This is a genomic window from Micromonospora sp. NPDC005171 (assembly GCF_040608575.1).
In the GTDB taxonomy this organism is placed as follows: domain Bacteria; phylum Actinomycetota; class Actinomycetes; order Mycobacteriales; family Micromonosporaceae; genus Micromonospora.
In genome coordinates, this window is record NZ_JBEXIM010000008.1 from 179,975 (window position 1) to 203,610 (window position 23,636).

The window sequence follows — 23,636 nt, forward strand, 5'->3', positions numbered from 1 at the left end:
CGAGGCCCGGCCACCGTCGAATTTCTCGACGTCGCCAGGACAACGGTGCGGTGCGTCAGGTTGCGGTGGTGACCCTGTTCCGCGCGAGGAGCCGAGTGACGGACTTGAACTGGAACTGCTGGACCAGGACGGCGGCGACGATGATGCCGCCCTTGACCATGTTCTGCGCCTCGATGGAGAGGCCGTTGATGGCGAAGAGGTTCGTGATGGTGGCGAAGATGATGACGCCGAGCAGCGAGCCGACAATGGTGCCCCGGCCGCCGCTGAGCAACGTCCCGCCGATGATCGCCGCGGCGATCGCGTCCAACTCGTACAGGTTGGCCATCGCCGCCTGCGCCGAGGTTGCCTGCGAGGTGAGCATGATGGCGGCGATGCCGCAGCACAGACCGGAGAGCGCGTAGAGCAGCATGGTGTGGCGGCGGACGTTGATGCCGGCCAACCGGGCCGCCTCCGGGTTGCCACCGACGGCGATGGTCCGCCGGCCGAAGGTCGTGCGGTTGAGCACCACCCAACCGGCCAGCACGACGGCGCCGAGGATGTAGACGAGGATCGGGATGCCGATCACCTTGCGCGCCGCGATGTCGTTGATGAAGGTGCTGCTCGACACCTGGGTCTGCTTGTTGGAGATCGATGCCGCGAGCCCACGCGCGGCCACCAGCATCGCGAGCGTCGCGATGAAGGGGACCAGCCGCCCGTACGAGATGAGCACACCGTTGACGAGGCCGACGCAGATGCCGACCACCAGGGCGGTGAAGATCATGCCGCCGGCGCCGTAGCTCTGGGTGGCCACGGTGGTGCACCAGACCCCGGCCAGCGCGACGATCGCGCCGACCGACAGGTCGATGCCACCACCGATGATCACGAAGGTCATCCCGACCGTGACCACGCCGACGACCGACGCCAACTGGAGGATCGCCAGGACGTTGTTCCAGACCCAGTTCGGGTCGCCGTACAGGTCGGGCTTGGTGACCGCGCCGACCACGATGAGCGCGGCCAGCACCCCGATCAGACCGAGGTTGCGCTTGGCACCGTCGCCACCGTCACCCCGCCACCAGGAGAGCTTGCCCCCGGATCCTGCCTTGTCGCTGGCCACCGCCGTCTCCGCCGGGTCCACCGGCGGCGACTGCGCCGGAAGCTGCGGGCGCTCCGGTGTCGCAGTGGGAGTGGGAGTCGCGTCGCTCATGCCGGTGCGCCTTCCATCAAGGACCCCGCCATCACGAGGTCAAGCACAGTGTTCTCGTCGAGTTCGCCGGCCGCGGCTTCGCGGACGACCCGCCCTTCCCGCATCACCAGCACCCGGTCGGCCAGGCCCAGCACCTCGGGCACCTCGCTGGAGACCAGCAGCACCCCCACGCCCTGAGCGGCCAATGCCCGGATGACCTGGTAGAGCTCGGCCCGGGCGCCCACGTCCACGCCCCGGGTCGGCTCGTCGAGCAGCAGCAACTTGGTGCCGCCGAGCAGCCACCGCCCGACCACCACCTTCTGCTGGTTGCCGCCGGACAGCGTGCGTACCGGCCGGTCGACGTCCCGGGGCCGCAACTCCAGAGTCTCGGCGATCCGGTCCGCCTCGGCGCGTTCCTTGGCGGCGTTGGTGAAGCCGAGCCGCGCGTACCGGCCGAAGGTGGCCAGCGTGACGTTGCGGTAGATCGGCTCGCCGAGCAGCAGCGCCTGGCTCTTGCGTTCCTCCGGGGCCATTCCCATGCCGGCGCGAACCGCCGCGCCGACGCCGGGGCGCAGCACCTTCCCGTCCATCCGCACCGTGCCGGCCTCCGGGAGGCGAGCACCGTAGATCGTCTCCAGCAGTTCGGAACGACCGGAGCCGACCAGGCCCGCGATGCCCACGATCTCCCCGGCCCGCACGCTCAGCGAGACGTCGGCGAACTCGCCCGGGCGGGTCAACCCCTCCACCTGGAGCAGGTCGCCACCCGCGGAGTCGTCGGTCGGCCGGTCCGGGAAGACGTACTCGATGGTGCGGCCGGTCATCCGGCTCACCAGGTCACGGGTCGGGGTGTCGCGCGCCGGCAGGTTCGCCGCCGTGGTCCGGCCGTCCTTGAGTACGGTGACCCGGTCGCCGATCTCGCGGATCTCCTCCAACCGGTGGGAGATGTAGATGACGGCGATGCCCTGCGCGGTCAGCTCACGGATGATCCGGAACAGGTTGCCGACCTCGTCGTGGGCCAGCACCGCGCTCGGCTCGTCCATGATGATCAGTCGGGCCTCGTGCGACAGCGCCCGCGCCATGCTGACGATCTGCTTGCCGGCCGCCGGCAGTGACCGGACCATCCGCCCCGGCGGAATCTCACCGTGGCCGAGCCGGCTGAGGATCTGCCGGGTGTGCCGGGCCATCCGGCCGCGCCGGACGAACCCGAAGCTGCGGTACTCGTGCCCGAGGAACGCGTTCTCCGCCACCGACAGGTCCTCGACGAGGTCGAGCTCCTGGTAGATCGTGGCGATGCCGGCCTTCATGGCGGCCTGCGGGTTGGCGAACGTGGCCGGCTCACCGCGCCACTCCACCAGGCCGGAATCCGGTTGGTGCACCCCGGCCAGCACCTTGATGAGGGTGGACTTGCCAGCGCCGTTCTGCCCGAGCAGGCAGTGCACCTCACCAGCACGCACCTCCAGCTGCACGCCGTCGAGCGCGCGTACGCCGGGGAAGGTCTTCACCACATCGGTGAGGCGCAGGACCACCTCGCCCGCGACGGTGTCGGCAGGAGCCTCGACCAGCGGCGCCTCGGCGACGGCCTCGGCCGACGCGGTGGCGGGGTCATCCTCGGGCAGGGCCACAGTCTCCTCCTCGCTCACGACGGAATCTCGAACAGCTTCATGCGGCTTCCCCGAAGGCGACGTCGCTCGCGAGCACCGCCGCGCCGGTGACACCGGCACGGCCGCCCAGCTCGGACAGGACGACGGGAAGGTTGCCGGTGGCCAGCGGCAGTGACCGGCGGTAGACCACACTGCGGATCTCGGCGAGCAGGATGTGACCCAGCTGGGCCAGCCCACCGCCGATCACGATCATCGACGGGTTGGTGAAGCTGACCAGGCCGGCGAGCACGCCGCCGACCCGCCGTCCGCCGTCCCGGATCAACTGGATGCAGGTCACGTCACCCTCGACGGCGCCCTCGGCGACGTCCAGGGCGGTCACCACGCCACGCAGGGCCAGCCGCTCGGCCAGCGCCGGCGACGTCCCGCTGCGGGCGGCGGCTGCGGCGTCCTTGGCGAGTGCGGCACCGCTGAACAGCGCCTCCAGGCAGCCGACGTTGCCGCACGAGCACATCGGACCGTGCGAGTCGACCTGGATGTGGCCGATGTCGCCGGCACAGCCGTCGGTGCCCCGGTAGACCTCGCCGGTGAGGTAGATGCCGCACCCGATCCCGGTGCCGATCTTCACGAAGAGGAAGTCGTCCACCGAATGGGCGACCCCGCCGTGCCGCTCGCCGATCGCCATGATGTTGACGTCGTTGTCGACCACCGCCGGGCAGCCGTGCTCCCGGCTGAGCAGTTCACGCACGGGGAACCGGTCCCAGCCCGGCATGATCGGTGGTGAGACCGGAACGCCGTCGCGGAAGCTGACCGGGCCGGGTACGCCGATGCCTACCGCGTCCAGTCGCTCGTACGCGCCGTCGACCCGGGCCTTGTGCAGCAGCTCGTTGACCCGTTGCAGGGTCACCTTCGGGCCGTTGCGGATGTCGGCTGCCTCGGCGTAGTGGGCCACCGGTTCGAGGCGGCCGTTGACCACCTCGACGTCCATCGAACTCGCGCCGAGGTCGACGGCGGCGAAGCGCAGCTTCGGGTTCAACTCGACGAGCGTCGAGCGACGCCCACCTCGGGATGCGGCGAGCCCCGCCTCGGCGACGTAACCCAGCGCCACCAGGCGATCCAGCTCGGCCAGCATGCGCGGACGCGGCATCTGAAGTCGGTCGCCCAGCTCGGCCCGGGACACGGCGCCCTCGTCGCGGAGCAACCGCAACAGTCGCACGTGCAGGGGGTCGACGGTCCGCACCCGGGGAGCCCCCTCTTCATTGGCAGCGTTCACATCGACGCAATGCCGATGTGTTGTGTCCGACACAGTAAGAGCGTTCAGCGCCGCCTGTCCAGAGCTTCAACCGTTCCGAGACCAACTTTTGTCCGAAAGAACAAAAGCTACTAGTCGATCAAGGAAAGGATCACGGACGGCCCGCGCCCCCTCGCCCGCAGTTTTATCGACAGACATGCAATCGCCCCGCCAGCCGATCCTCGGTGGCGGGGCGATTGGCGCTGAGCCGTGGCGGCCCGGCGGTCGGCGCTGAGCCGTCAGCGACGGCCGGCGGAGTTGCGCTTCTTGCGGAGCTTGCGGTCGTCGCGCAGCTCGACGTACGGCTCGTCGTCCACCGCGTGGCCGGCCGAGATGGCGCGACCGCGCTCCAACTCCGCGTCGAACTCCGCCCCCAACAGGATCGCGATGTTGCTCAGCCAGAGCCAGATCAGGAAAATGATCACCCCGGCCAGCGTCCCGTACGTCTTGTTGTACGAACCGAAGTTGCTCACGTAGAAGGCGAACAGGCCGGAGATCACCAGCCAGATCACCACGGCCAGCACCCCGCCCGGGCTGACCCAGCGGAAGCCGCCGTGCCGCGCGTTCGGCGAGGCCCAGTACAGGATCGCGAACATCAGGCTGACCAGGATCAGCAGCACCGGCCACTTGGCGACGTCCCACACCGCCACCGCCGTCGAGCCGACCCCGATCACGTCACCCACCGATTCGGCGAGCCGGCCGGTGAAGACCACGATCACCGCGCTGGCCAGCAGCAGCACCCCGATCACAGCGGTCACGCCGAGTCGGATCGGCAGGGTCTTCCAGATCGGCCGCCCCTCCGGCACGTCGTAGATGGTGTTCGAGGCGCGCATGAACGCGCCGATGTAACCGGAGGCCGACCAGAACGCCGCCAGCAGACCGATGATCGCGGCAATGCTGGCGAGGCCACCGTTGCGGTCCGCGGTGCCGATCGCGTCGGTGATGATCTGCCGGATGCTGCCGTCCGGCACCGCCTGGTTGACGGTGTCCGTGACACCCTGGGTGGCGCTCTCACCGAGCAGGCCGAGCAGGGAAATCAGCACCAGCACGCCGGGGAAGATGGACAGCACCCCGTAGTAGGTGAGTGCCGCCGCCCAGTCGGTCAGGCTGTCGTCCTGGAACTCGGTGATCGTCCGGCGCAACGCCGCCTTCCACCCACTGCCGGGCAGGTCGGTGGGGCTGTCCGGGCCCGCGTCGGGCCCAACGGGCGTGGTGGCGGGGTCGCGCTCACGCTCCCGATGGGCGGAAGACTCGTCCGAGGCCATCGCCCCTCCTCCTGGTCGGCGGTGTCACCTCCGGACATGCCCCGTCGACCGGCGCGAATAACCCCTACTTGTAGAGCAACCTCGCCATTCGCCGGGAAGCCACCAGCAGGCCGAGCACCACCATCGCCAGCAGGTAGAGCACGTCGAGCAGCCAGAGCCAGCCACCACCGCCCAGCGTGACGCCGCGGATCAGGTGCACCGCGCGGTACAGCGGGGTGATCTCGACGAGCCAGTGCAGCACTGTCGGATAGGCCTGCGCCGGCACGAAGGTGCCGGAGAAGAGGAAGAGCGTGAACTGTGCGGAGCCCATCAGGTCAAAATCCTGCCAGCTGCGCATCAAGGTGGAGATCGCCATGCCGAGCGCCCCGAACGCGAACCCGACCAGCACCGCGGCCGGGAGGGCGGTCAGCGCGCGGGCGACGCTTGTCAGGTCCAGGGCGACCATCACCCCGAGGAACGCCGCCGAGTAGGCGCTGCCCCGCAGCATCGCCCAACCCAACTCGCCCACCGCGATCTCGAACGGCCGTACCGGGGTGGCGATCATCCCGTCGTACAGCTTCATGTACTTCATCTTGCCGAAGAAGTTGAAGGTGGTCTCCGCGAGCGCCCCGGTCATCGCCGAGGAGGCGAGCATCGCCGGGGCCACGAACTCGGCGTACGAGACCAGCCGCCCGTCGGGCAGCGGCAGGTCGCCGATGAGCGCGCCGACGCCCACCCCGATGGAGAGCAGGTAGAGCAGCGGCTCCACGAAGCCGGAGAGCAGCAGCAGCCAGTAGACCGACTTCAGCGCCGCGACGTTGCGCCCGACCACCGACGCCGACCGCCGGGACGCGGCGGAGACGTCGACCAGCCGGGGCAGGATCAGCGTGACCACGACACCCCTCTCTGCATGGTGTTCAGACGACGAGCTTGCGACGGAACGCCCGCACCGCCAGCAACCAGCCGGCGACCGCCCAGGCGGTCAGGTAGAGCAGGTGCCCGACGATCGACCACTGTGGGGCGACGCCGAGCGTGGCCGCGCGGCACAGGTCCACGGCGTGCCACAACGGCGTCGCGTACGCCAGCCAGCGCAGCGCGTCGGGCAACGACTCGACCGGAAAGAACACCCCGGCGAAGAGCGTCATCGGGATGACAGCGAACCGGAAGAGCATCGCGAGCCAACTGTCGCTCGACACCGACGCGGCGTACGCGAAGGTCGGCGCGGCGACGGCCAGCCCGAGCAACGCCACCACCGGCAGGGTGGCCACCGCCCACGGTGACCGCAGAGCCCCGAACAGCCCGGTGACCAGCAGGAACGCCACGATCGTGGTGAGCACCCGGAACAGCACGAAGGCCAGGTGCCCGGCCACGATGTCACCCACCCGCAGCGGTGACGCGCCCTGGGCGAAGTAGGTCTTGACCCACTGGAAGTTGCTGAACACCGGCCAGGTCGAGTCACCGACGGTCACCTGGAGGGCGGTCGAGGCGATCAGCCCGGGGACCAGCCAGTCGAGGTAACGCACCCCGCCGACGCCCTGGTCGATGTAGGCGCCGACGCCCAGCCCGAACCCGAGAACGGTAAGCACCGGCAGGAGGAACGAGGAGAACACCCCGGCCCGCCAGGTGCGTCGCAAACCCACCAGGTAGTGCTCGAACACCGCGTACGCCGGCACCCAGGGGAACCGCGCCGATCCCGCCACACTCACCCGACCACCCCGCCCTGCCGCGCCGGTCACGACGACCTGTCTACCCCCCGGGTACGACAGACCGCCGGTCACCCTACGACGACCCCGCCGACGTGTCGCCCGGGTTTCGCCGCCGCCGTCGGCGAGCTCCGCGCCCTCGCCGAGCATGATCGACTCGGGTTTCAGGAAATCGGGCTGTCCGCCCCGCCGTATCACCCCGACTTCCAGGAAGCCGAGTGGATCTTCGCGGAGCCCGGGTGGTATGCCGGCATTGTCGCGGGCCAAGCCGCCAACGCCGCTCCCCCGACGGTCAGTCGACCAGGGTGCGGCCGGTCAGGTGCAGGAAGACGTCCTCCAGGCCGCTGCGCCGGACCAGCACGTTCGCCGGCTGGAGCCCCAACGCGGCAACCTCGGCGACCGCCGCGTCGCCGTCGGGCACATAGAGCAGGACCCGGTCGGGCAACACCTCGACCCGCTCCCCCAGCCCGTCGAGCTTGCCGGCGAATGGCTCCTGCGACTCGGCGGCGAAGCGCAGCTCGACCACCTCACGGGTCGAATGTTGCTCGATCAACGCCCGGGGTGAGCCCTCCGCGACGATCCGGCCGCCGTCCATCACCACCAGGCGGTCGCAGAGCTGCTCGGCCTCGTCCATGTAGTGCGTGGTGAGCACAAGCGTGACGCCCTGCTGCTTGAGCCGGAACAGCCGCTCCCACACCAGGTGCCGGGCCTGCGGGTCCAGCCCGGTGGTCGGTTCGTCGAGCAGCACGATCTCCGGATCGTTCACCAGCGCGCGGGCGATGGTCAGCCGGCGCTTCATGCCACCCGAGAGCGGCTCGACCTTGCTGTCGGCCCGCTCAGTGAGTTGGACGAAGTCGAGCAGCTCGGCGGCGCGCTCCCGGGCCGCCCGGCGGGAGATGCCGAAGTAACGGGCGTAGACGGTGAGGTTTTCCCGGACGGTCAGCTCCGGATCGAGATTGTCGAGCTGGGGGCACACCCCGAGGCGCGCCCGGATCGCCGGCCCGTCAGCCACCGGATCCATGTCGAGGATGCGCAGCTCACCCCCGCTGGGTGGGGAGATGCAGCCGACCATCCGCATGGTGGACGACTTGCCCGCTCCGTTTGGCCCGAGGAAGCCGAACGCCTCACCCGGGCGCACCTCGACGTCGATGCCGTCCACGGCGGTGAAATCACCGAACCGCTTCACCAGCCCGCGAGCCTGAATCAGTGGTCGCCCCGAAGTCACCGCCCGACCCTAACCGCCAGGTCCGACAGCCCTCCACGCAAATACGCGCCGCGCCCCGCCGGTCACCCCGACCACTGGCGACGAAACGCCGGTCGATGCCCCACCCGTCGGCCAATCGACGTGTATCGTCCTGTCGTGTCGCCCATCAGCGCGCCCGATGGTTCGTCGTCACCTGCCCGACCAGCCAACTCTCCCGCCGGTGGGTCCGCAGGAAGGCCCGACGGCGGGCCACCCCGACCACGACCGGAAGCCGAGCCGACGAAGCCCGGCGAACCCGGCCGCACCCACCCGCCCAACCCCACCACCCTCGCGACCGAGCCCGACGCGAGCAAGCCCCACCCGAGCGGACCCGACGCGACCGAGCCCCACCCGACCGGGCCCGACGCGAGCAAGCCCGACCCGACCAGGCCCGACGCAAGGAAACCCGACCCGACCGAGCCCGACCCGATCGGGCCTGGCGTCGCCGAGCCGGCGATTCGGGACCTGGCCGCCCAGTTCGAGGACGAGAAACCGGGACGGATGCTCTCCGGGCCGGCGGGTCTGCTCCTCACCACCGCGGCGCTGGCAATCGGCGCTCTCGCCCTGTGGCAGGTGTTCCGCCCCCTGTCGCAGGGCAGCAAGTATTACCTGATCATCTTCCTGGCCGGCGTACTCCCGCTGGTCTTCCTCGCCTACCCGGCCGACCTGCGGCTGCCGGCCCGGCTACGCAGACGGCGAGCCGGAAGCGCGGACAACAGCGACCGGCCCATCCAGGCGCCGGCGTCGACGGGTCCGACCGTGACCGACTGGGTTCTGGTCGCCCTGGCGGTCGCGGCCTGTCTCTACCCCGTCCTGCCGATCCGGATCGGCAGCGGTGGCGGCGGCTACAACGCGTTCCTCGACAGGCAGGGTCTGCTGGCGACGACGGACCTGGTGCTGGGCACCGTCCTGCTGCTCCTGCTGCTCGAAGCGTGTCGACGCACCACGGGTTGGATCCTGCCCGCGGTCTGCCTGGTGTTCCTCGGCTACGGCTACTACGGCGGGTTGCTGCCGCAGACCTGGCCGGTCGCGCACGCCGGGCTCGACTTCCGTCAACTGGTCGACGCGTTCTACAACTCCGACAGCGGCTTCTACGGCACACCACTCGACGTGGCCGCCTCGTACATCGTGCTGTTCACCATCTACGGCGCGGTGCTGGAGCTGTCCGGGGCCGGGCGGTTCTTCGTCGAACTGTCGGCTGCGGCGTTCCGGCGTTCGCGTACCGCCGCCGGCCGGACGGCGGTGGCCTCCGGTTTCCTGCTCGGCACCGTCTCCGGCTCCGGCGCGGCCACGACGGTGAGCATCGGCGCTGTCACGTGGCCGCTGCTGCGCCGCGCCGGCTACCCGCCGGAGCGGGCCGGCGGCATGCTGGCCGCGGCGGGGGTGGGCGCCATCCTCTCCCCGCCCACGTTGGGCGCGGCGGCGTTCATCATCGCCGAGTACCTGGGCGTCTCATACCTGCAGGTGCTGGGCTGGGCGACGGTGCCGACGGTGCTCTACTACCTCGGCATCCTGCTGGCCGTGGAGATCGACGCTCGCCGCTCCGGCGTACGCCCAGTGGTGATCGACGTGGGCTCGCCCTGGCGTCTGCTGGCCCGGTTCGGCTACCACTTCGCCTCGCTGATCGCCATCATCGTCTTCCTCGCGGTCGGCGTGTCCGCGACGAGGGCTGTCGTCTTCGCCATCGTGCTCGCCGTCGCGTTGTCCTTCCTGGACCGCGCGCACCGGCTCACCCCGGGCCGGCTGGTGACCGCGCTCGTCACCGGCGTACGCGGCGTCCTCGCCGTCACCGCGGTCTGCGCCGCCGCCGGCATCATCACGGCGACCACCACGAAGACCGGCCTCGGGCCGCAGGCGGCGGCGCTGCTGATCGGCGGGGCGCAGGCGGCCACCTCGGACCCGACGCTGGTGCTGGTGCTCACCGCGCTGCTCGCCGCCGTCGCGCTCACCCTGCTGGGTCTGGCCGTGCCGGTCACCGCGTCGTTCGTGATCGGTTGGGTGATCGTCGGTCCGGCCCTGCTCGACCTGGGCGTCACCGCTCCGGCGGCGGCGATGTTCGTCTTCTACTTCGCGGTGCTGTCCGAGGTGTCCCCACCGACCGCGCTCGCCGCGGTGGCCGCCGCCGCGGTCACCGGCGGCCGGCTGGTGCCGACCATGTGGCAGACCCTGCGGTACGCGCTGCCGGCGTACCTGACTCCGATCGCGTTCGTCATCACGCCGGCCGGGCTCGGTCTGCTCGGCATCGGTGGCGTCCAGCGGATGGCCTTCGCCGCCGTGGTCACCGCGCTCAGCGTGGCGGTGCTCGCGGTCGCCGCCGGTGGCTGGTTGCCCGGCGTGGGGCCGGCCGGCGCACCGGAACGGGTGCTGGGTGCTGTCGCCGGCGTCACACTGCTCTGGCTCGAACCCGTGCCGGTCACGGTCGGCGTGGTGCTGGCCGTCGTCGCTGCGGCGGGTGTGTTCGTCCGACGTGGAGCCGCCGGCCGGTCATCGTCCGGATCACCAGCCAATCCTGTGGAGGAACAACTGTGAGACGAATCGACGTACGGCTCGCGGCGGGCCTGAGCGTGCTCGCCCTCGTCGCTGTCGGGGCCGCGGGGTGCGGAGGTCAGAAGGGCGGTGCGGCCACTGACGACGCGGCCAGCGAGGTGACCTGCGAGGTGACCCGGGAGACCCGCGTCGGCATCGCCACCGGCAACGCGACGGGCGTCTACTACGTGGTGGGCAACGCCCTGGCCGGGCAGTTGTCCGGGGCGACCGGCGGCAAGCTCACCGGCACCGCCGCCGAGACCGGCGCGTCGGTGCAGAACGTCGAGCAACTCGTCGGCGGCCAGTACGACGTGGCGTTCTCGCTCTTCGACACGGCGGTCAACGCGGTCGAGGGCAAGGGCAGCTTCACCGCGCCGCAGCCGGTGCAGGCGCTGACCCGCATCTACGACAACTACACCCAGGTAGTGGTCCGCAACGACTCCGGGATCACCTCGGTGGCCGACATGCGGGGCAAGCGGATCTCCACCGGCTCACCGAAGTCCGGCACCGAGGTGATCGCCAACCGGCTTTTGGAGGCCGCGGGCCTCGACCCGGCCAAGGACATCCGGGCGCAGCGACTGGACCTGACCAAGACGGTCGAGGGGATCAAGGACGGCAGTGTCGACGGCTTCTTCTGGTCCGGCGGTCTGCCCACCGGGGGCCTCACCGACCTGTTCACCACTGCCCGCGACACGGTGAAGTTCGTCAACCTCGCGCCGCTGCTGCCGAAGATGGCCGCGCTGAGCCCCGGCTACCAGGAAGGCACGATCGGGCGGGACGTGTACCGGACGGCGACCGACACCCCGACCATCGTCGTGCCCAACGTTCTGTTGGTCCGCAAGGACCTGGACGCCAACGTCGCCTGCGCGATCACCCGGACCGTGTTCGACAAGCGCGACGCCCTGGCCCAGGCCAACCCGGCGGCCAAGGGGATCTCGCTGGAGAGGGCCCGCAGGACCCTGCCGGTGCCGCTGCACCGCGGTGCCGAGAAGGCGCTGAACGACCTCGGGGCGAACTGACCCGGCCGGTCAAACGTCGTCCGGCGCGGTGGCCGCGCGCGCCACGCCGACCAGCCGGTCGGTCTCGGCGAGCAGTGCCTCGTCGTCCGCCGGAGTGCCGGGGTCGAGTCGGACCGTCCAGGTCAGACCGTCGACCCCGGCCACGCGCCGGGCCGCGATCCGCGCCGCGCCGCCGGGCACCGGCTGGTGCTCGGTGTACGCGACCGAGCGGGTCACCCGGGCACGCACCTGGTGCGGCAGCTCCCCCGGGTCGAGCAGCAGGTACGTCTCGGCCGGACCGTCGGCGACCACCGTGTAGGCGTCCCGCTCGACGACCGGTTCGGCGGGGGTGACTGTCAACTCCCGGCCGGACCAGACCGCCTTGAGGATGGTGTGCCAACCGAGCCGGTGCCCCCGACCGGGCAGCCACAGCCCGAGGTTGGTGGCGACCACCACCCCGTCGCCCTCGCCGTTGCCGGCGGCGGCCCAGGCCAGCACCCGCTCGTCGGCGGTCAGCGGCGGACGGTCGGCCGGCGGCAGCTTCGGCTTGCGGCTGAACAGTCCCATCTAGAGGCCTCCCGCGGCCTGCTCGCGCAGCGCTCGGGCGTGCTGCTCAAGGGACAGCAGCTCACCGAAGGCGGCGAAGTACTCGTCCTTGTTGTTGACCGGGTTGATTCGCTGGATGCGTGACTTGAGGTCCCGGACCCGGGCGGTCACCGACCCGAACTGCACCCGGGCCATGGTGATCGACACGTAGCGTGGGTCCGGTTCGCCGTCGATCCGCAGTGGTTCGACGGCCAGCTCGCCGACCAGCGCCGCAGCCGCCAGGTCGTCGCAGGCGTCGCGGACCGACTCGATCCAGACCGCGCCGCCGGTCGCCGACGCGGCACCACCGGCCGCCGCGATTGCGGCACGCACAGCGACGTGCACCGGGTGGCGGTATTCGGTGGCCTCGACCGCGTCGAACATCGGCCCGGCCAGGACCGGCTGCTGGAGGGCGAGCTTGAGCGCCTCCCGCTCGACCATGGACTGCGGGCTGTCCACCGCCGGCGCGGGCCGGGCCGAGGTGGGCCGGGCGGCGGGGGCGGCGTCGCGGGCGCCGGTCGGCGCGGTGTTGCCGGCGGCGAGCACCGCCCGCTGCACCGGCTCGATCTCCATGCCGAGGTCCATGGCGAGCTTGCGAACGTACTCCGGGCGCTTTTCCCGGTCCTTGAGTCGCGCGACCAGTGGTGCGGCGTGGCGCATCGCCTCGACCCGGCCGTCCACGGTGTCCAGGTCGAAGCGGCCGATCACGTGTCGCAGCGCGAAGTCGACGAGCGGCTCGCGCCGGGCGACCAGGTCACGCACCGCCAGGTCGCCCTTGGCCAGCCGCAGATCGCACGGGTCCATGTTGTCCGGGCTGACCGCGATGAAGGTGCGCCCGACGAACCGCTGATCGTCTTCGAAGGCGCGCAGCGCGGCCTTCTGCCCGGCGGCGTCGCCGTCGAAGGTGAAGATGATCTCGCCGGCCACCTCGTCGCTGTCGAACAGGAGCCGCCGCAGGACGGAGATGTGGTCCGCGGCGAAGGCGGTGCCGCAGGTCGCCACGGCCGTGGTCACCCCGGCCAGGTGACAGGCCATCACGTCGGTGTAACCCTCGACGATCACCGCCCGCCCCTGCTTGGCGATCTCCCGTTTGGCCTGGTCGATGCCGTAGAGCACGTGTGACTTCTTGTAGATCGGCGTCTCGGGGGTGTTCAGGTACTTCGGGCCGTCGTCGTCGTCGAAGAGCTTGCGCGCGCCGAAGCCGATCACGTCACCGGCGAGGTCGCGGATCGGCCAGAGCAACCGGCGGCGGAACCTGTCGATCAGGGAACCGGAGCGGGCCTCCCGGGACAGCCCGGCGGTGACCAGCTCCTGGTGGGTGAAGCCCTGCTGGCGCAGGTGCTTGGTGAGCAGGTCCCAACCCTCCGGCGCGAACCCACAGCCGTAGCGCTCGGCGGCGGCCCGGTCGAAGCCCCGTCGCGCCAGGAACTCCCGTGCCGGCCGGGCGCCGGCGGTGCTCAGTTGCGCCCGGTAGAACTCGACGGCGGCGGCGTGCGCGGCGACCAGACGTTGCCGCTGACCCTGCTGCGGGCGGGGTCGCGGGGTGCCCTTGTCGTCTTCGATGTAGCGCAGTTGGATGCCGGCGCGGCCGGCCAGCCGCTCGACGGACTCCACGAAGCTGAGGTGGTCGGCGTCCATCAGGAACTTGATCGCGTCGCCGCCGGCCCCGCAGCCGAAGCAGTACCAGACGTTGCGGGCCGGGGACACGTTGAACGACGGACTCTTCTCGTCGTGGAACGGGCACAGGCCCTTGAGGTTGCCTCCGCCGGCGGACTTCAGGGTGACCGTCTCGGAGATCACATCCCCGATCGAGGTGCGTTCCCGGACCAGTGCGATGTCCTCGTCCCGGATCCGCCCAGCCATGCGCCACCCCCTCGCCGTACATCCTGCCCTGCCGGACCGACGACCCGCCGGCCGGGGGACGCCGGTGTGGCGGCGGCCGCTGCCAGCTGGGCGGTTCCGGCCCGCCGGCCGGGTCCGCACGGGGACCATGACCAGATGCGCCGGGTACGGACCGAAGCCCCCCGCCTGCCGAGATGGCTGGCCGCTCGGATGGGGCTACCCGGGCAGAGCCCGCAGGCAGACGAGGCCGGCCACCGGCATGCCACCTGGTTGGAGCTCTTCCTCGACCTCATCTTCGTGTACGCGTTGGCGGCCGTGGTGGCCCGGCTGGGTAACGAACCGACCCCGTCGCCGGCGGAAGTGCTGGCCGTGATCGGGCTCTTCGTGGTGATCCAGTGGGCCTGGATCGGGCAGGTCTACTACGACACCCGGTTCGATCCCGACGACACGCTGCACCGGGTGCTGGTGCTTGTCGCGTTGGTCGGCGCGGGCGCGATGACGCTCGGGGTCGACGAGGTGCCGGAGAGCGTGCTGCTGCCGGTCGGGTACCTGATCGTGCGGGGCGTGCTGCTCCTGCTGTACCTGCGCGCCCGCCCCACCAGTCCGATGGCCCGGATGGTGACGACTGTCTACCTGATCGGCTTCGGGTCGGGCTGGTTGATCTGGCTGGTGTCGCTGACCGTGCCCACCGAACTGCGCCCGGTGCTGTGGGTGGTCGCGATGGTCATCGAACTGGCCACGCCCTGGGTCGGAGTGCGCTGGCTCAACCGCTGGCCGGTGGACAACCGGCACCTGCCGGAACGGATCGGACAGTTCACCATCATCGTGCTGGGTAGCGCACTGGCCAGCCTGCTCTTCGCGGTGCCGGACCATCCCCCGCCACACATGATCCTCACCGCCGCGTTGGCCTTCCTGATCCCGGCGGCCGTCTGGTGGGTCTACACCACGTTCGTCACCACCCGCCTGACCCAGCGGCGGTTACGTGGCGGGCAGGCGTACAGCTACCTGCACATTCCGCTCGGCGGTGCGCTGCTGCTGCTCGGTTGGTCCCTCGGGCAGGTGGTCCGGCTGGTCGACGACAACGCGAACCGCCTGCCGCTGGAACTGCGGCTGCTGCTGGGCGCCTCGATGGTGGTGTGGACCGCCTGCGGGCTCGCCCTGTACTGGCTGTGGACCCGACCGAGCGCCGCCCGGTTGGCGATCGCCGCCTACGGGGTGGTCTCGGTCAGCCTGATCAGCTCGACGGTGCACCAGCCCAGGCTGATGCTGGCGCTGCTCTCCCTGGCGGTGGTCGGGTACGCCGTACTGCTCAGCCGACGGCTCGCCCGGGCCGGCGAGGAGATGAACACGCCCGAGGGATGACCGGCGCTCAGGCCGCCGCGGCCGGCTCCGGGATGGTCGTCTCCTCGGCCGCCACCTGCTGGTTCCAGTCCGCCTTGGTGGAGCGCCAACCCTCGTCGTCCATGCCGCGCCGCCAGTAGCCGGAGATGGAGAGCCGGTCGAGGGGTACGCCCCGCTCGCCGCGCAGCAGCCGGCGTAGCTCCCGGACGAAGGCGGCCTCACCGTGCACGAACGCGTGCACCCGGCCGGGCGGGAACTCCAACGCCCGCACCGCCGCGACCAGCGCCTCGCCCACCGGGCGTTCGCCGCGATGCAGCCAGGTCAGCTGGACCGCCCCGGGGCTGAGCAGCTTCTGCTCCTCCGCCGGATCGGCGATCTCGACGAAGACGTGGGCCGGGGCACCCAGCGGCAGGCGCTCGCACGCGGCGGCGATCGCCGGCAGGGCGCTCTCGTCACCGACCAGCAGGTGCCAGTCGGCGTCCGGGTTCGGGGCGTACGCGCCGCCGGGGCCGACGAAGTGCACCGGATCGCCGGGGCGCAGCGCGGCGGCCCACGGCCCGGCCAACCCCTCGTCGCCGTGGTGCACCACGTCGACGGTCAGCTCCCCGGCCAGCGGATCCCAGCGCCGCACCGTGTAGGCGCGCAGCCGGGGCCACTGCTCCCGGGGCAGGTCCCGACGGATCACGGCGAGGTCCAACGGCTGCGGGTACGCGACGCCCGGCTGCGGGAACACCACCTTGATGTAGTGGTCGGTGAACTCGCCCACCGGCAGGCCAACCAGCTCGTCCCCACCGAGGACGAGCCGGATCAGGTGCGGGGTGGGCCGCTCGGTGCGCAGCACCCGGGCCGAGGTGACGTTCCTGGGGCGTTCCGTCATGTCAGTTAGGCTAGCCTAAGCTGGCTCGTGGTCAACCGGCGGCGTGCCACCCCCGACCAGGCGGGTGTGCCAGCTCACGGCCGCCGGGTCGGTGAGCGAGGCGACCTGGTCGATCACCACCCGCAGCCGGGCCGCGTCATCCTCAGCGGCCCGCCACAGCGGGGCGAAGACCGGATCGAGCCCCTCCGGGGCGTACCGGACCAGCGCGGCGACCAACTCCGCCAGCATCGTCCGCTGCCGCTCATAGCGGCCCCGGAAGCCACTGCGGCGCATCACGTACCGCAGCGCGATGCCCTTGAGCAGAGCACACTGCGCCCGGACCAGCCGGGGAACCACCAGGTCAGCGGCGTAGCGGCGATGCGGGCCCGGACCGAAGCGCTCCTCCGTGGCCGCCACCGCCGCCGACACGAACAGCCCGGTCACCCCACTTGTGGTGGCCTTCAGCGCGACCTGGGCGCGATGGCTGCCGTCGTACCCGGCGAACGGAGCGAGCAGCGGACCGGCCAGCAGATCGACAAGCACCTCGGCCAGGTCCTCCGCGGACTCCCCAGAGTAGGCGGCGGCCACGTCGGCGCAGAGCGCGGCCCGCTCGTCGGCGTCGGTGAGCAGCTGGTGCAACGTGACATAGCCACCGTGGATGCCGTCCTCCACGTCGTGCACCGAGTACGCGACGTCGTCGGCCCAGTCCATCACCTGCGCCTCCAGGCAGCGCCGGTCGCCGGGCGCGCCGGCCCTGATCCAGTCGAAGACTGCGGCGTCGTCGGCGTACACCCCGAACTTGCGCTCCCCGGGCCGGCGCGGCCAGGGGTACTTGCCGATCGCGTCCAGCGACGCCCGGGTCAGGTTCAGCCCGGCGGACGAACCGTCCGGGGCGAGCACCTTCGCCTCCAGCCGGGTCAACACCCGCAGAGTCTGCGCGTTGCCCTCGAAGCCACCGCACGGCGTGGCGAGCAGGTCCAGCGCAGCCTCGCCGTTGTGCCCGAACGGTGGGTGCCCGAGGTCGTGCGCGAGCCCCGCGACGTCCACCACGTCCGGGTCGCAGCCCAGCCGGGCACCCATCTCCCGGGCGATCTGAGCCACCTCCAACGAGTGGGTCAGCCGCGTACGCAGGAAGTCGTCAGTGCCGGCGGTGTGCACCTGGGTCTTGGTGGCCAGCCGGCGAAACGCCGCTGAGTGCAGCACCCGGGCCCGGTCGCGCTCGTACGGCGACCGACGATGCCCGGTGTCCTTGGGCGGCTCCTCGACCAACCGCGCGTCCGCCGCGTCACCCCTCCCGGGCATCAGGCCGCTGCTGTTCGCGACTGCGGGGCTCGCAAGACCGGCTCACTCCTCGCGCTCACGGAGCACGCAGAACTCGTTGCCCTCGGGGTCGGACAGCACCGTCCACTCGACGTCACCCTGACCGATGTCGACGTGCCGGGCGCCCATGTCGACCAGACGCTCGACTTCGGCCTCCTGGTTGGCGGGGCGCAGGTCGAGGTGCAGCCGGTTCTTGCGCTCCTTGCCCTCGGCCACCGGGGCGAAGAACAGGGCGGGCAGTTGGTCCGGGGACTGGCGGATCTCCACGCCGCTCGGCGTCTCGGTGACGACCTGATAGCCGAGCGCCTCGGCCCACCAACGGGCAAGTCGGGCCGGATCGCGGGCGTCGACAGTCAGGCTCTCCCAGACACTGGTCATGCAGTCACCTCTTCCCGTTCGACGCGGCGCCCAATCGGCCGTGTGCGAGCGAGCCAAGATTACGCCCGCCACCACTGCCCGACCTGCCCACGACGCATCGACGAAGGGCACGCAACCACCGATTGGCCCCCAGTTGCCAACCGATCGCCGAGGGTTACGGGCTCGCGACCTGAAGTCGCCGCCGGTAGCGCTCCCAGCGCGGAACGTAACCAGCACCCATCTCGCCGCGCTCGCCGCCGCGAGTTTCGGGCTCGGGCATCGGGTGGCCGACACCGTCCGACAGGGTGAGTTCCGGGAGTCGGTCGTGTGCACCACCGCCGGCTGCGTGGTGACCTACCCGGCCGGGCGCAGCGCCCTGCTGACCCTCGTCACCGTGTCGGCCGCTGGGGACCTGGAGGCGCTGCACGAGGAGGCGCGGGCGGTGGCCCACCGGGCGGGCTCATTCCTGGACGTTCGCGGCGCAGGCATCGGCGCGGCCTCGGTGCCCGACGCGCACGCCCCGCTGGCCACGCGTACCCCGATGGCGACCCTGCCGGCGCAGTTGTGCCGCTCGTCCCGACCGACCTGGCGTCGCCCGCCGATCTGAGGGTCGGCGGCGGCCGGGTGACCGGGCCGCCGCCGACGCGCGTCAGCGGCTGTCCGACCCGCCGCTCTCCACCACCGCCCGACCGGCCTCCAGCCGGGCCACCGGCACCCGGAACGGCGAGCAGGACACGTAGTCCAGGCCGACCTCGTGGAAGAAGTGCACCGAGTCCGGGTCGCCACCGTGCTCACCGCAGATGCCGAGCTTCAGCCCGGGCCGGGCCGCCCGACCCTCCTCGGCGGCGATCCGCACCAGCCGGCCGACGCCGTCACGGTCGATCGACTCGAACGGCGAGATGCCGAAGATGCCCAGCTCCAGGTAGCGCCAGAAGAACGCGCCCTCGACGTCGTCGCGGGAGAAGCCCCAGCCCATCTGGGTCAGGTCGTTGGTGCCGAAGGAGAAGAACTCGGCGGCCTCGGCGATCTGCCCGGCGGTCAGCGCCGCCCGGGGCACCTCGATCATGGTGCCGATCAGCACCTCGACGCCACTGTCCCCGACCACCTCGGCAATGATCTTCTCGGCTTCGGCGCGGACCGTCTCCAGCTCCTGCACCGCCCCGACCAGCGGCACCATGATCTCCGGCTTGGCCACACCCCCGTTACGGGCGCAACTCACCGCCGCCTCGGCGATGGCCCGGACCTGCATGGCGAACAGGCCGGGGATGACCAGACCGAGGCGGACGCCCCGCAGCCCGAGCATCGGGTTCTCCTCGTGCATCCGCCGCACGGCGGCGAGCAGCGCCTCTTCCTTGGCCACGTCCTCACCGCGTTCCTGGGCGACCGCCACGTTGACGGCGAGCTGCTCCAACGGCGGCAGGAACTCGTGCAACGGCGGGTCGATCAGCCGGACGGTGACCGGCAGGCCGTCCATCTCGCGGAAGATCTCCTCGAAGTCGGCCCGCTGCAACGGCAGCAACGCTTGCAGCGCCGCCTCCCGCTCGTCTGCGGCGCGGGCCAGGATCAGCCGCTCCACCAACTCCCGCCGGTCGCCGAGGAACATGTGCTCTGTGCGGCACAGCCCGATGCCCTCGGCGCCGAAGCGCCGGGCCCGGGCGGCGTCCGCACCGGTGTCGGCGTTCGTGCGGACCGCCAGCCGCCGCTTCCCGTCGGCGTGCGTCATGATCCGGTGTACGGCCCGGACCAACGCGTTGTCGATGTGCTCGGGGTCGAGGCTGCCCTCGAAGTACTGCACGACCTCCGACGGCATGACCGGTACCTCGCCGAGGTAGACCTTGCCGGTGGTGCCGTCGATGGACACCACGTCGCCCTCGTTGACGGTCTGCCCGGCGACGGTGAACCGCTTCGCCGGGACGTTCACCTCGATCTCGTCGGCGCCGGAGACGCAGGTCTTGCCCATCCCCCGGGCCACCACCGCGGCGTGGCTGGTCTTGCCGCCGCGCGAGGTGAGAATGCCCTTCGCGGCGATCATGCCGTTCAGGTCGTCCGGGTTGGTCTCCCGACGCACCAGGATCACCGACTCGCCCTCGGCGGCCAGCTCGACGGCCCGGGCGGAGGTGAAGACCACGGTGCCGGACGCCGCGCCGGGCGAGGCGCCGATGCCCTTGGCGACCGGCTGGAACTCGTGGTCGAGCTGGAAGCGGGGGAACATCAGCTGAGCCAGTTGCGCCCCGTTGACCCGGTGCAGCGCCTCGTCCAGGTCGATCAGGCCCTCGTCGACGAGCTGCCCGGCGATGACGAACGCGGCGGCGGCGGTGCGCTTCCCCACCCGGGTCTGCAACATCCACAGCTTGCCGCGCTCGATGGTGAACTCGATGTCGCACAGGTCTTTGTAGTGCTCCTCAAGCCGGGCCATGATGCCGAGCAGCTCGTCGTAGGAGGACTTGTCGAGCTGCTCCAACTCCTGCAACGGCACTGTGTTGCGGATGCCGGCGACCACGTCCTCACCCTGGGCGTTTGCCAGGTAGTCGCCGTAGATGCCCTGCGCGCCGCTGGCCGGGTCACGGGTGAACGCGACACCGGTGCCGGAGTCGGGCCCGAGGTTGCCGAAGACCATTGTCACCACGTTGACAGCGGTGCCGAGGTCGGCCGGGATCCGCTCCTGGCGGCGGTAGAGCACCGCGCGCTCGGCGTTCCACGACTCGAAGACCGCCCGGATGGCCAGGTCGAGCTGCTCGCGTGGCTGCTGCGGGAACTCCCGACCGGTGTGCTTCAAGAAGATCTTCTTGTACGCGTCGACCAGCCCACGCAGGTCGTCGGCGTCCAGATCCAGGTCGTTGTGGGTGCCCTTGGCGTGCTTGGCCTCGTCGAGCGCGTGCTCGAACTCCTCGCCCGGCACCTCGCAGACGGTCTTGCCGAACATCTGGATGAGCCGCCGGTAGGAGTCCCAGGCGAACCTGTCGTTGCCTCCCGCCTGCGCGGAGAGCCCGACCACGCTCTGGTCGTTGAGACCGACGTTGAGGACGGTCTCCATCATGCCGGGCATGGAGAACTTGGCACCGGAGCGGACGGAGACCAGCAGTGGGTCCTGCGGGTCGCCGAGGCGCTTGCCCATCGCGCGCTCCAGCGATTCCAGGTGCGCCTCGATCTGACCGGCGAGCCCGTCCGGCTCCCGTCCGGTCGCGAGGTACGCCTGACACGCCTCGGTGGTGATGGTGAAGCCGGGCGGGACGGGCAGGCCCAGGTTTGTCATCTCGGCGAGGTTTGCCCCCTTGCCGCCGAGCAACTCCTTAAGGTCCTTGTTGCCTTCGGAGAAGTCGTAGACGTACTTGTGATCGACGGTCTCTTGCGCTGCCACCAGAGCCTCCACAACACACGCGCCGGATTGACACTTAACGAAGGTTCAGTTTTCTTCTTCCCCGGGACGGACCGCCGGTAATCCCGGGGTCAACGTCGATCGGTGGGCGAAGGTTAAGCGAACATCGAGTGACCTGGGACCGTTCGGTGACAATTGGCACAGCCATCACGACTATCCGTGTTCGTACCGGTTTTTGGGAACGCTTCCATGCGCACCATCACGCATCCCGGCCGAGAGTCGTACGCTTGACGCCACGCCAGCCGGTGAACCTCACTTTTGCCATAACCGACGCGAATACACCCCTCCGGAGTCGCCGCCGTGTCGACCACCCCCTCTCCCGGCCCCACCGCCGTCCCCGCCACCGGCGAGATGCCGCTGCCGACGCGGGAACCGGACGCGGCCACGCTGGCCCAGGCCGCCGAACGGGCGGCCGGCGACCTGCTCGCCCCGTCGGCCCCACACCGGCTGGCCGACGTCATCCCCGCGCCGCGGCAGATCCAGCCGAACCCGACCGACGACTGGGTCCTCCCGGCCGACGCGGTCATCGTGGCCAACGCCGAGCCCGCCGCGCTGGCCGCCGCCGAGCAGCTCGCCCAGCTCCTGCGCCCGGCCACCGGCTACCCGCTGCCAGTCACCGACGCCACCGCGCCGGAACCCGCCGGCGGCATCGCGCTGGTGCTCGACGACACCGCCGACCTCGGCGCGGAGGGCTACCGCCTCGACATCGCCACCGGCGGGGTACGCGTCACCGCCCCCACCGGCGCCGGCCTCTTCTACGGCGTACAGACGCTCCGCCAGCTGCTACCGGCGGCCATCGAGAGCCCCCACCCGGTCACCGAACGCTGGGCGCTGCCCGGAGGGACCATCACCGACGCACCCCGCTTCCCCTACCGGGGCGCGATGCTCGACGTCGCGCGGCACTTCTTCGCCGTCGAGGACGTGCTGCGGGTGATCGACCACCTGGCCCGCTACAAGCTCAACCACCTGCACCTGCACCTCACCGACGACCAGGGTTGGCGGATCACCGTCGACTCCTGGCCGAAGCTGACCGCCATCGGCGGGACGACCGAGGTCGGCGGCGGCCTCGGCGGGCACTACACGAAGGCCGACTACGCGCGGATCGTCCTCTACGCGGCCGCCCGCCACATCACCGTCGTCCCGGAAATCGACCTTCCGGGGCACACCAACTCGGCGCTGGTCGCCTACCCGGAGCTGGCACCGGACAAGATCGCGCCGCCGCCGTACACCGGCACCGAGGTCGGCTTCAGCTACGTCGACCCCGCCGACGAGCGGACGTACGACTTCGTCGCCGACGTGTTGGGCGAGGTCGCCGCGCTCACCCCCGGCCCCTGGCTGCACATCGGCGGCGACGAGGCGTTCAAGGTGAAGGGCGAGGTCTACACCGGTTTCGTCGAGCGGGTCCAGCGCATCGTGGCCGACCTCGGCAAGACCGTCGTCGGCTGGCACCAGCTCGCACCGGCCGCCCACCTCGACGGGCGGGTCCTGCAGTGGTGGGGCACGAACGGTGAAGACCCCACCACCGTCGACGCCGTACGCCGGGGCGCCCGGCTGATCGTCTCCCCCGGCAACCACGCCTACCTGGACATGAAGTACGCCCCGGACACCCCGATCGGGCACGACTGGGCCGGCCTCATCGACGTACGAAAGTCCTACGACTGGGATCCGGGTACGCACGTCACCGGCGTACCCGCCGAGGCTGTGCTCGGTGTGGAGGCCCCGCTCTGGACCGAATCGGTCACCTCGCTGGCCGACATCGAACTCCTGCTCCTGCCCCGCCTCCCGGCCATCGCCGAACTGAGTTGGTCCCCCCGGGCAACCCACGGCTGGGCCAGCTTCCGCGACCGGCTGGCCGGCCAGGGCCTGCGCTGGACGACGGCCGGGATCACCTTCCACCGCGCGCCGGAGATCCCCTGGTCGACCACGCCGACCATCCCCACACAACGCAACGTGCCCCAAACCGACACCGCCACCCCCTGACCGGTGCAGCGCGGACCTCGGGCGGCCGGCACCCCGGCGCCCGCGCCCACGCTGTGAGTAGGCCGGCCCACCCGGCCCCTGTCGCCCTGGGTCGGGCCGGTCAGGGTGCACGGACAGCGCAGACCGGCGTGATCCACTCGGTTTTCATGATGTCGGGGTGTGCCCGGCACCCGGACACCGCGTTTTCCGTGAACCCGAGTCGATCATCCCGCCA

Annotated in this window: 17 protein-coding genes and 1 pseudogene; 5 read left to right on the forward strand and 13 right to left on the reverse strand. The window is 71.0% G+C overall.

Translation table 11 applies throughout. The features are described 5' to 3' along the window. Nucleotides 1-55: 55 nt before the first annotated feature. From ABZU74_RS14295 to ABZU74_RS14325, 7 genes are all read right to left on the reverse strand, one after another. A complete protein-coding gene (locus ABZU74_RS14295) occupies nucleotides 56-1,183 on the reverse strand; it encodes an ABC transporter permease (RefSeq protein WP_355422872.1) in 1,128 nt (375 codons plus the stop codon). Beyond that, nucleotides 1,180-2,688, reverse strand: a complete 1,509-nt coding sequence (locus ABZU74_RS14300; protein WP_355422935.1) for a sugar ABC transporter ATP-binding protein — start codon at nucleotides 2,686-2,688, stop codon at nucleotides 1,180-1,182. Before ABZU74_RS14300 ends, ABZU74_RS14295 begins: the two co-directional genes overlap by 4 nt. A gap of 133 nt (nucleotides 2,689-2,821) precedes the next feature. Beyond that, a complete protein-coding gene (locus ABZU74_RS14305; protein ID WP_196919229.1) occupies nucleotides 2,822-4,000 on the reverse strand; it encodes an ROK family protein in 1,179 nt (392 codons plus the stop codon). Between the two features lie 290 nt (nucleotides 4,001-4,290). Further along, nucleotides 4,291-5,316: a YihY/virulence factor BrkB family protein gene (locus ABZU74_RS14310; RefSeq protein WP_355422875.1), complete on the reverse strand. Its 1,026-nt coding sequence runs from the start codon at nucleotides 5,314-5,316 to the stop codon at nucleotides 4,291-4,293. A gap of 64 nt (nucleotides 5,317-5,380) precedes the next feature. Further along, a complete protein-coding gene (locus tag ABZU74_RS14315; protein ID WP_355422878.1) occupies nucleotides 5,381-6,190 on the reverse strand; it encodes an ABC transporter permease in 810 nt (269 codons plus the stop codon). 22 nt (nucleotides 6,191-6,212) lie between these two features. Beyond that, the gene (locus tag ABZU74_RS14320; RefSeq protein ID WP_355422881.1) at nucleotides 6,213-7,001 is read right to left on the reverse strand and encodes an ABC transporter permease; all 789 of its coding nucleotides are present in this window, start codon (nucleotides 6,999-7,001) and stop codon (nucleotides 6,213-6,215) included. Nucleotides 7,002-7,290: 289 nt separating this feature from the next. Next, nucleotides 7,291-8,223 (reverse strand): ABC transporter ATP-binding protein, encoded by a 933-nt coding sequence (locus ABZU74_RS14325; RefSeq protein WP_355422884.1) that lies wholly within the window; start codon nucleotides 8,221-8,223, stop codon nucleotides 7,291-7,293. Between the two features lie 135 nt (nucleotides 8,224-8,358). Between ABZU74_RS14325 and ABZU74_RS14330 the strand changes: the two genes are divergently transcribed. Beyond that, on the forward strand, nucleotides 8,359-10,770 hold the full coding sequence (locus ABZU74_RS14330) for a TRAP transporter fused permease subunit (RefSeq protein ID WP_355422887.1): 2,412 nt from the start codon (nucleotides 8,359-8,361) through the stop codon (nucleotides 10,768-10,770). After that, the gene (locus ABZU74_RS14335) at nucleotides 10,767-11,786 is read left to right on the forward strand and encodes a TAXI family TRAP transporter solute-binding subunit (RefSeq protein WP_355422890.1); all 1,020 of its coding nucleotides are present in this window, start codon (nucleotides 10,767-10,769) and stop codon (nucleotides 11,784-11,786) included. Before ABZU74_RS14330 ends, ABZU74_RS14335 begins: the two co-directional genes overlap by 4 nt. 9 nt (nucleotides 11,787-11,795) lie before the next feature. On the opposite strand, the gene ABZU74_RS14340 is transcribed toward ABZU74_RS14335, so the two are convergent. After that, complete coding sequence (locus tag ABZU74_RS14340; protein WP_355422893.1) at nucleotides 11,796-12,332, reverse strand: hypothetical protein; 537 nt, start codon at nucleotides 12,330-12,332, stop codon at nucleotides 11,796-11,798. Then, a pseudogene (dnaG, locus tag ABZU74_RS14345) lies at nucleotides 12,333-14,235 on the reverse strand (DNA primase). It abuts the gene before it with no gap. Between the two features lie 113 nt (nucleotides 14,236-14,348). Here dnaG and ABZU74_RS14350 point away from each other — a divergent pair. After that, entirely contained in the window at nucleotides 14,349-15,554 is a 1,206-nt protein-coding gene (locus tag ABZU74_RS14350) for a low temperature requirement protein A (RefSeq protein WP_355422896.1), read from the forward strand. 7 nt (nucleotides 15,555-15,561) lie between these two features. Here ABZU74_RS14350 and ABZU74_RS14355 read toward each other — a convergent pair whose 3' ends face one another. Genes ABZU74_RS14355 through ABZU74_RS14365 form a run of 3 tightly spaced genes read right to left on the reverse strand, consistent with a single transcriptional unit; the run spans nucleotide 15,562 to nucleotide 18,087 of the window. Further along, nucleotides 15,562-16,410: a siderophore-interacting protein gene (locus ABZU74_RS14355; protein WP_355422899.1), complete on the reverse strand. Its 849-nt coding sequence runs from the start codon at nucleotides 16,408-16,410 to the stop codon at nucleotides 15,562-15,564. 15 nt (nucleotides 16,411-16,425) lie between these two features. Beyond that, nucleotides 16,426-17,691: a deoxyguanosinetriphosphate triphosphohydrolase gene (locus tag ABZU74_RS14360; protein ID WP_355422902.1), complete on the reverse strand. Its 1,266-nt coding sequence runs from the start codon at nucleotides 17,689-17,691 to the stop codon at nucleotides 16,426-16,428. A gap of 42 nt (nucleotides 17,692-17,733) precedes the next feature. After that, on the reverse strand, nucleotides 17,734-18,087 hold the full coding sequence (locus ABZU74_RS14365) for a VOC family protein (protein ID WP_355422905.1): 354 nt from the start codon (nucleotides 18,085-18,087) through the stop codon (nucleotides 17,734-17,736). On the opposite strand from ABZU74_RS14365, the gene ABZU74_RS14370 reads away from it, so the two are divergent. Then, complete coding sequence (locus ABZU74_RS14370; protein WP_355422908.1) at nucleotides 18,086-18,673, forward strand: roadblock/LC7 domain-containing protein; 588 nt, start codon at nucleotides 18,086-18,088, stop codon at nucleotides 18,671-18,673. The genes ABZU74_RS14365 and ABZU74_RS14370 overlap by 2 nt on opposite strands. 42 nt (nucleotides 18,674-18,715) lie before the next feature. On the opposite strand, the gene ppdK is transcribed toward ABZU74_RS14370, so the two are convergent. Next, a complete protein-coding gene (gene ppdK / locus ABZU74_RS14375) occupies nucleotides 18,716-21,424 on the reverse strand; it encodes a pyruvate, phosphate dikinase (protein WP_355422911.1) in 2,709 nt (902 codons plus the stop codon). A gap of 369 nt (nucleotides 21,425-21,793) precedes the next feature. Between ppdK and ABZU74_RS14380 the strand changes: the two genes are divergently transcribed. After that, nucleotides 21,794-23,422, forward strand: coding sequence for a beta-N-acetylhexosaminidase (locus tag ABZU74_RS14380; RefSeq protein ID WP_355422938.1), 1,629 nt, complete (start codon nucleotides 21,794-21,796; stop codon nucleotides 23,420-23,422). Nucleotides 23,423-23,636 lie beyond the last annotated feature (214 nt).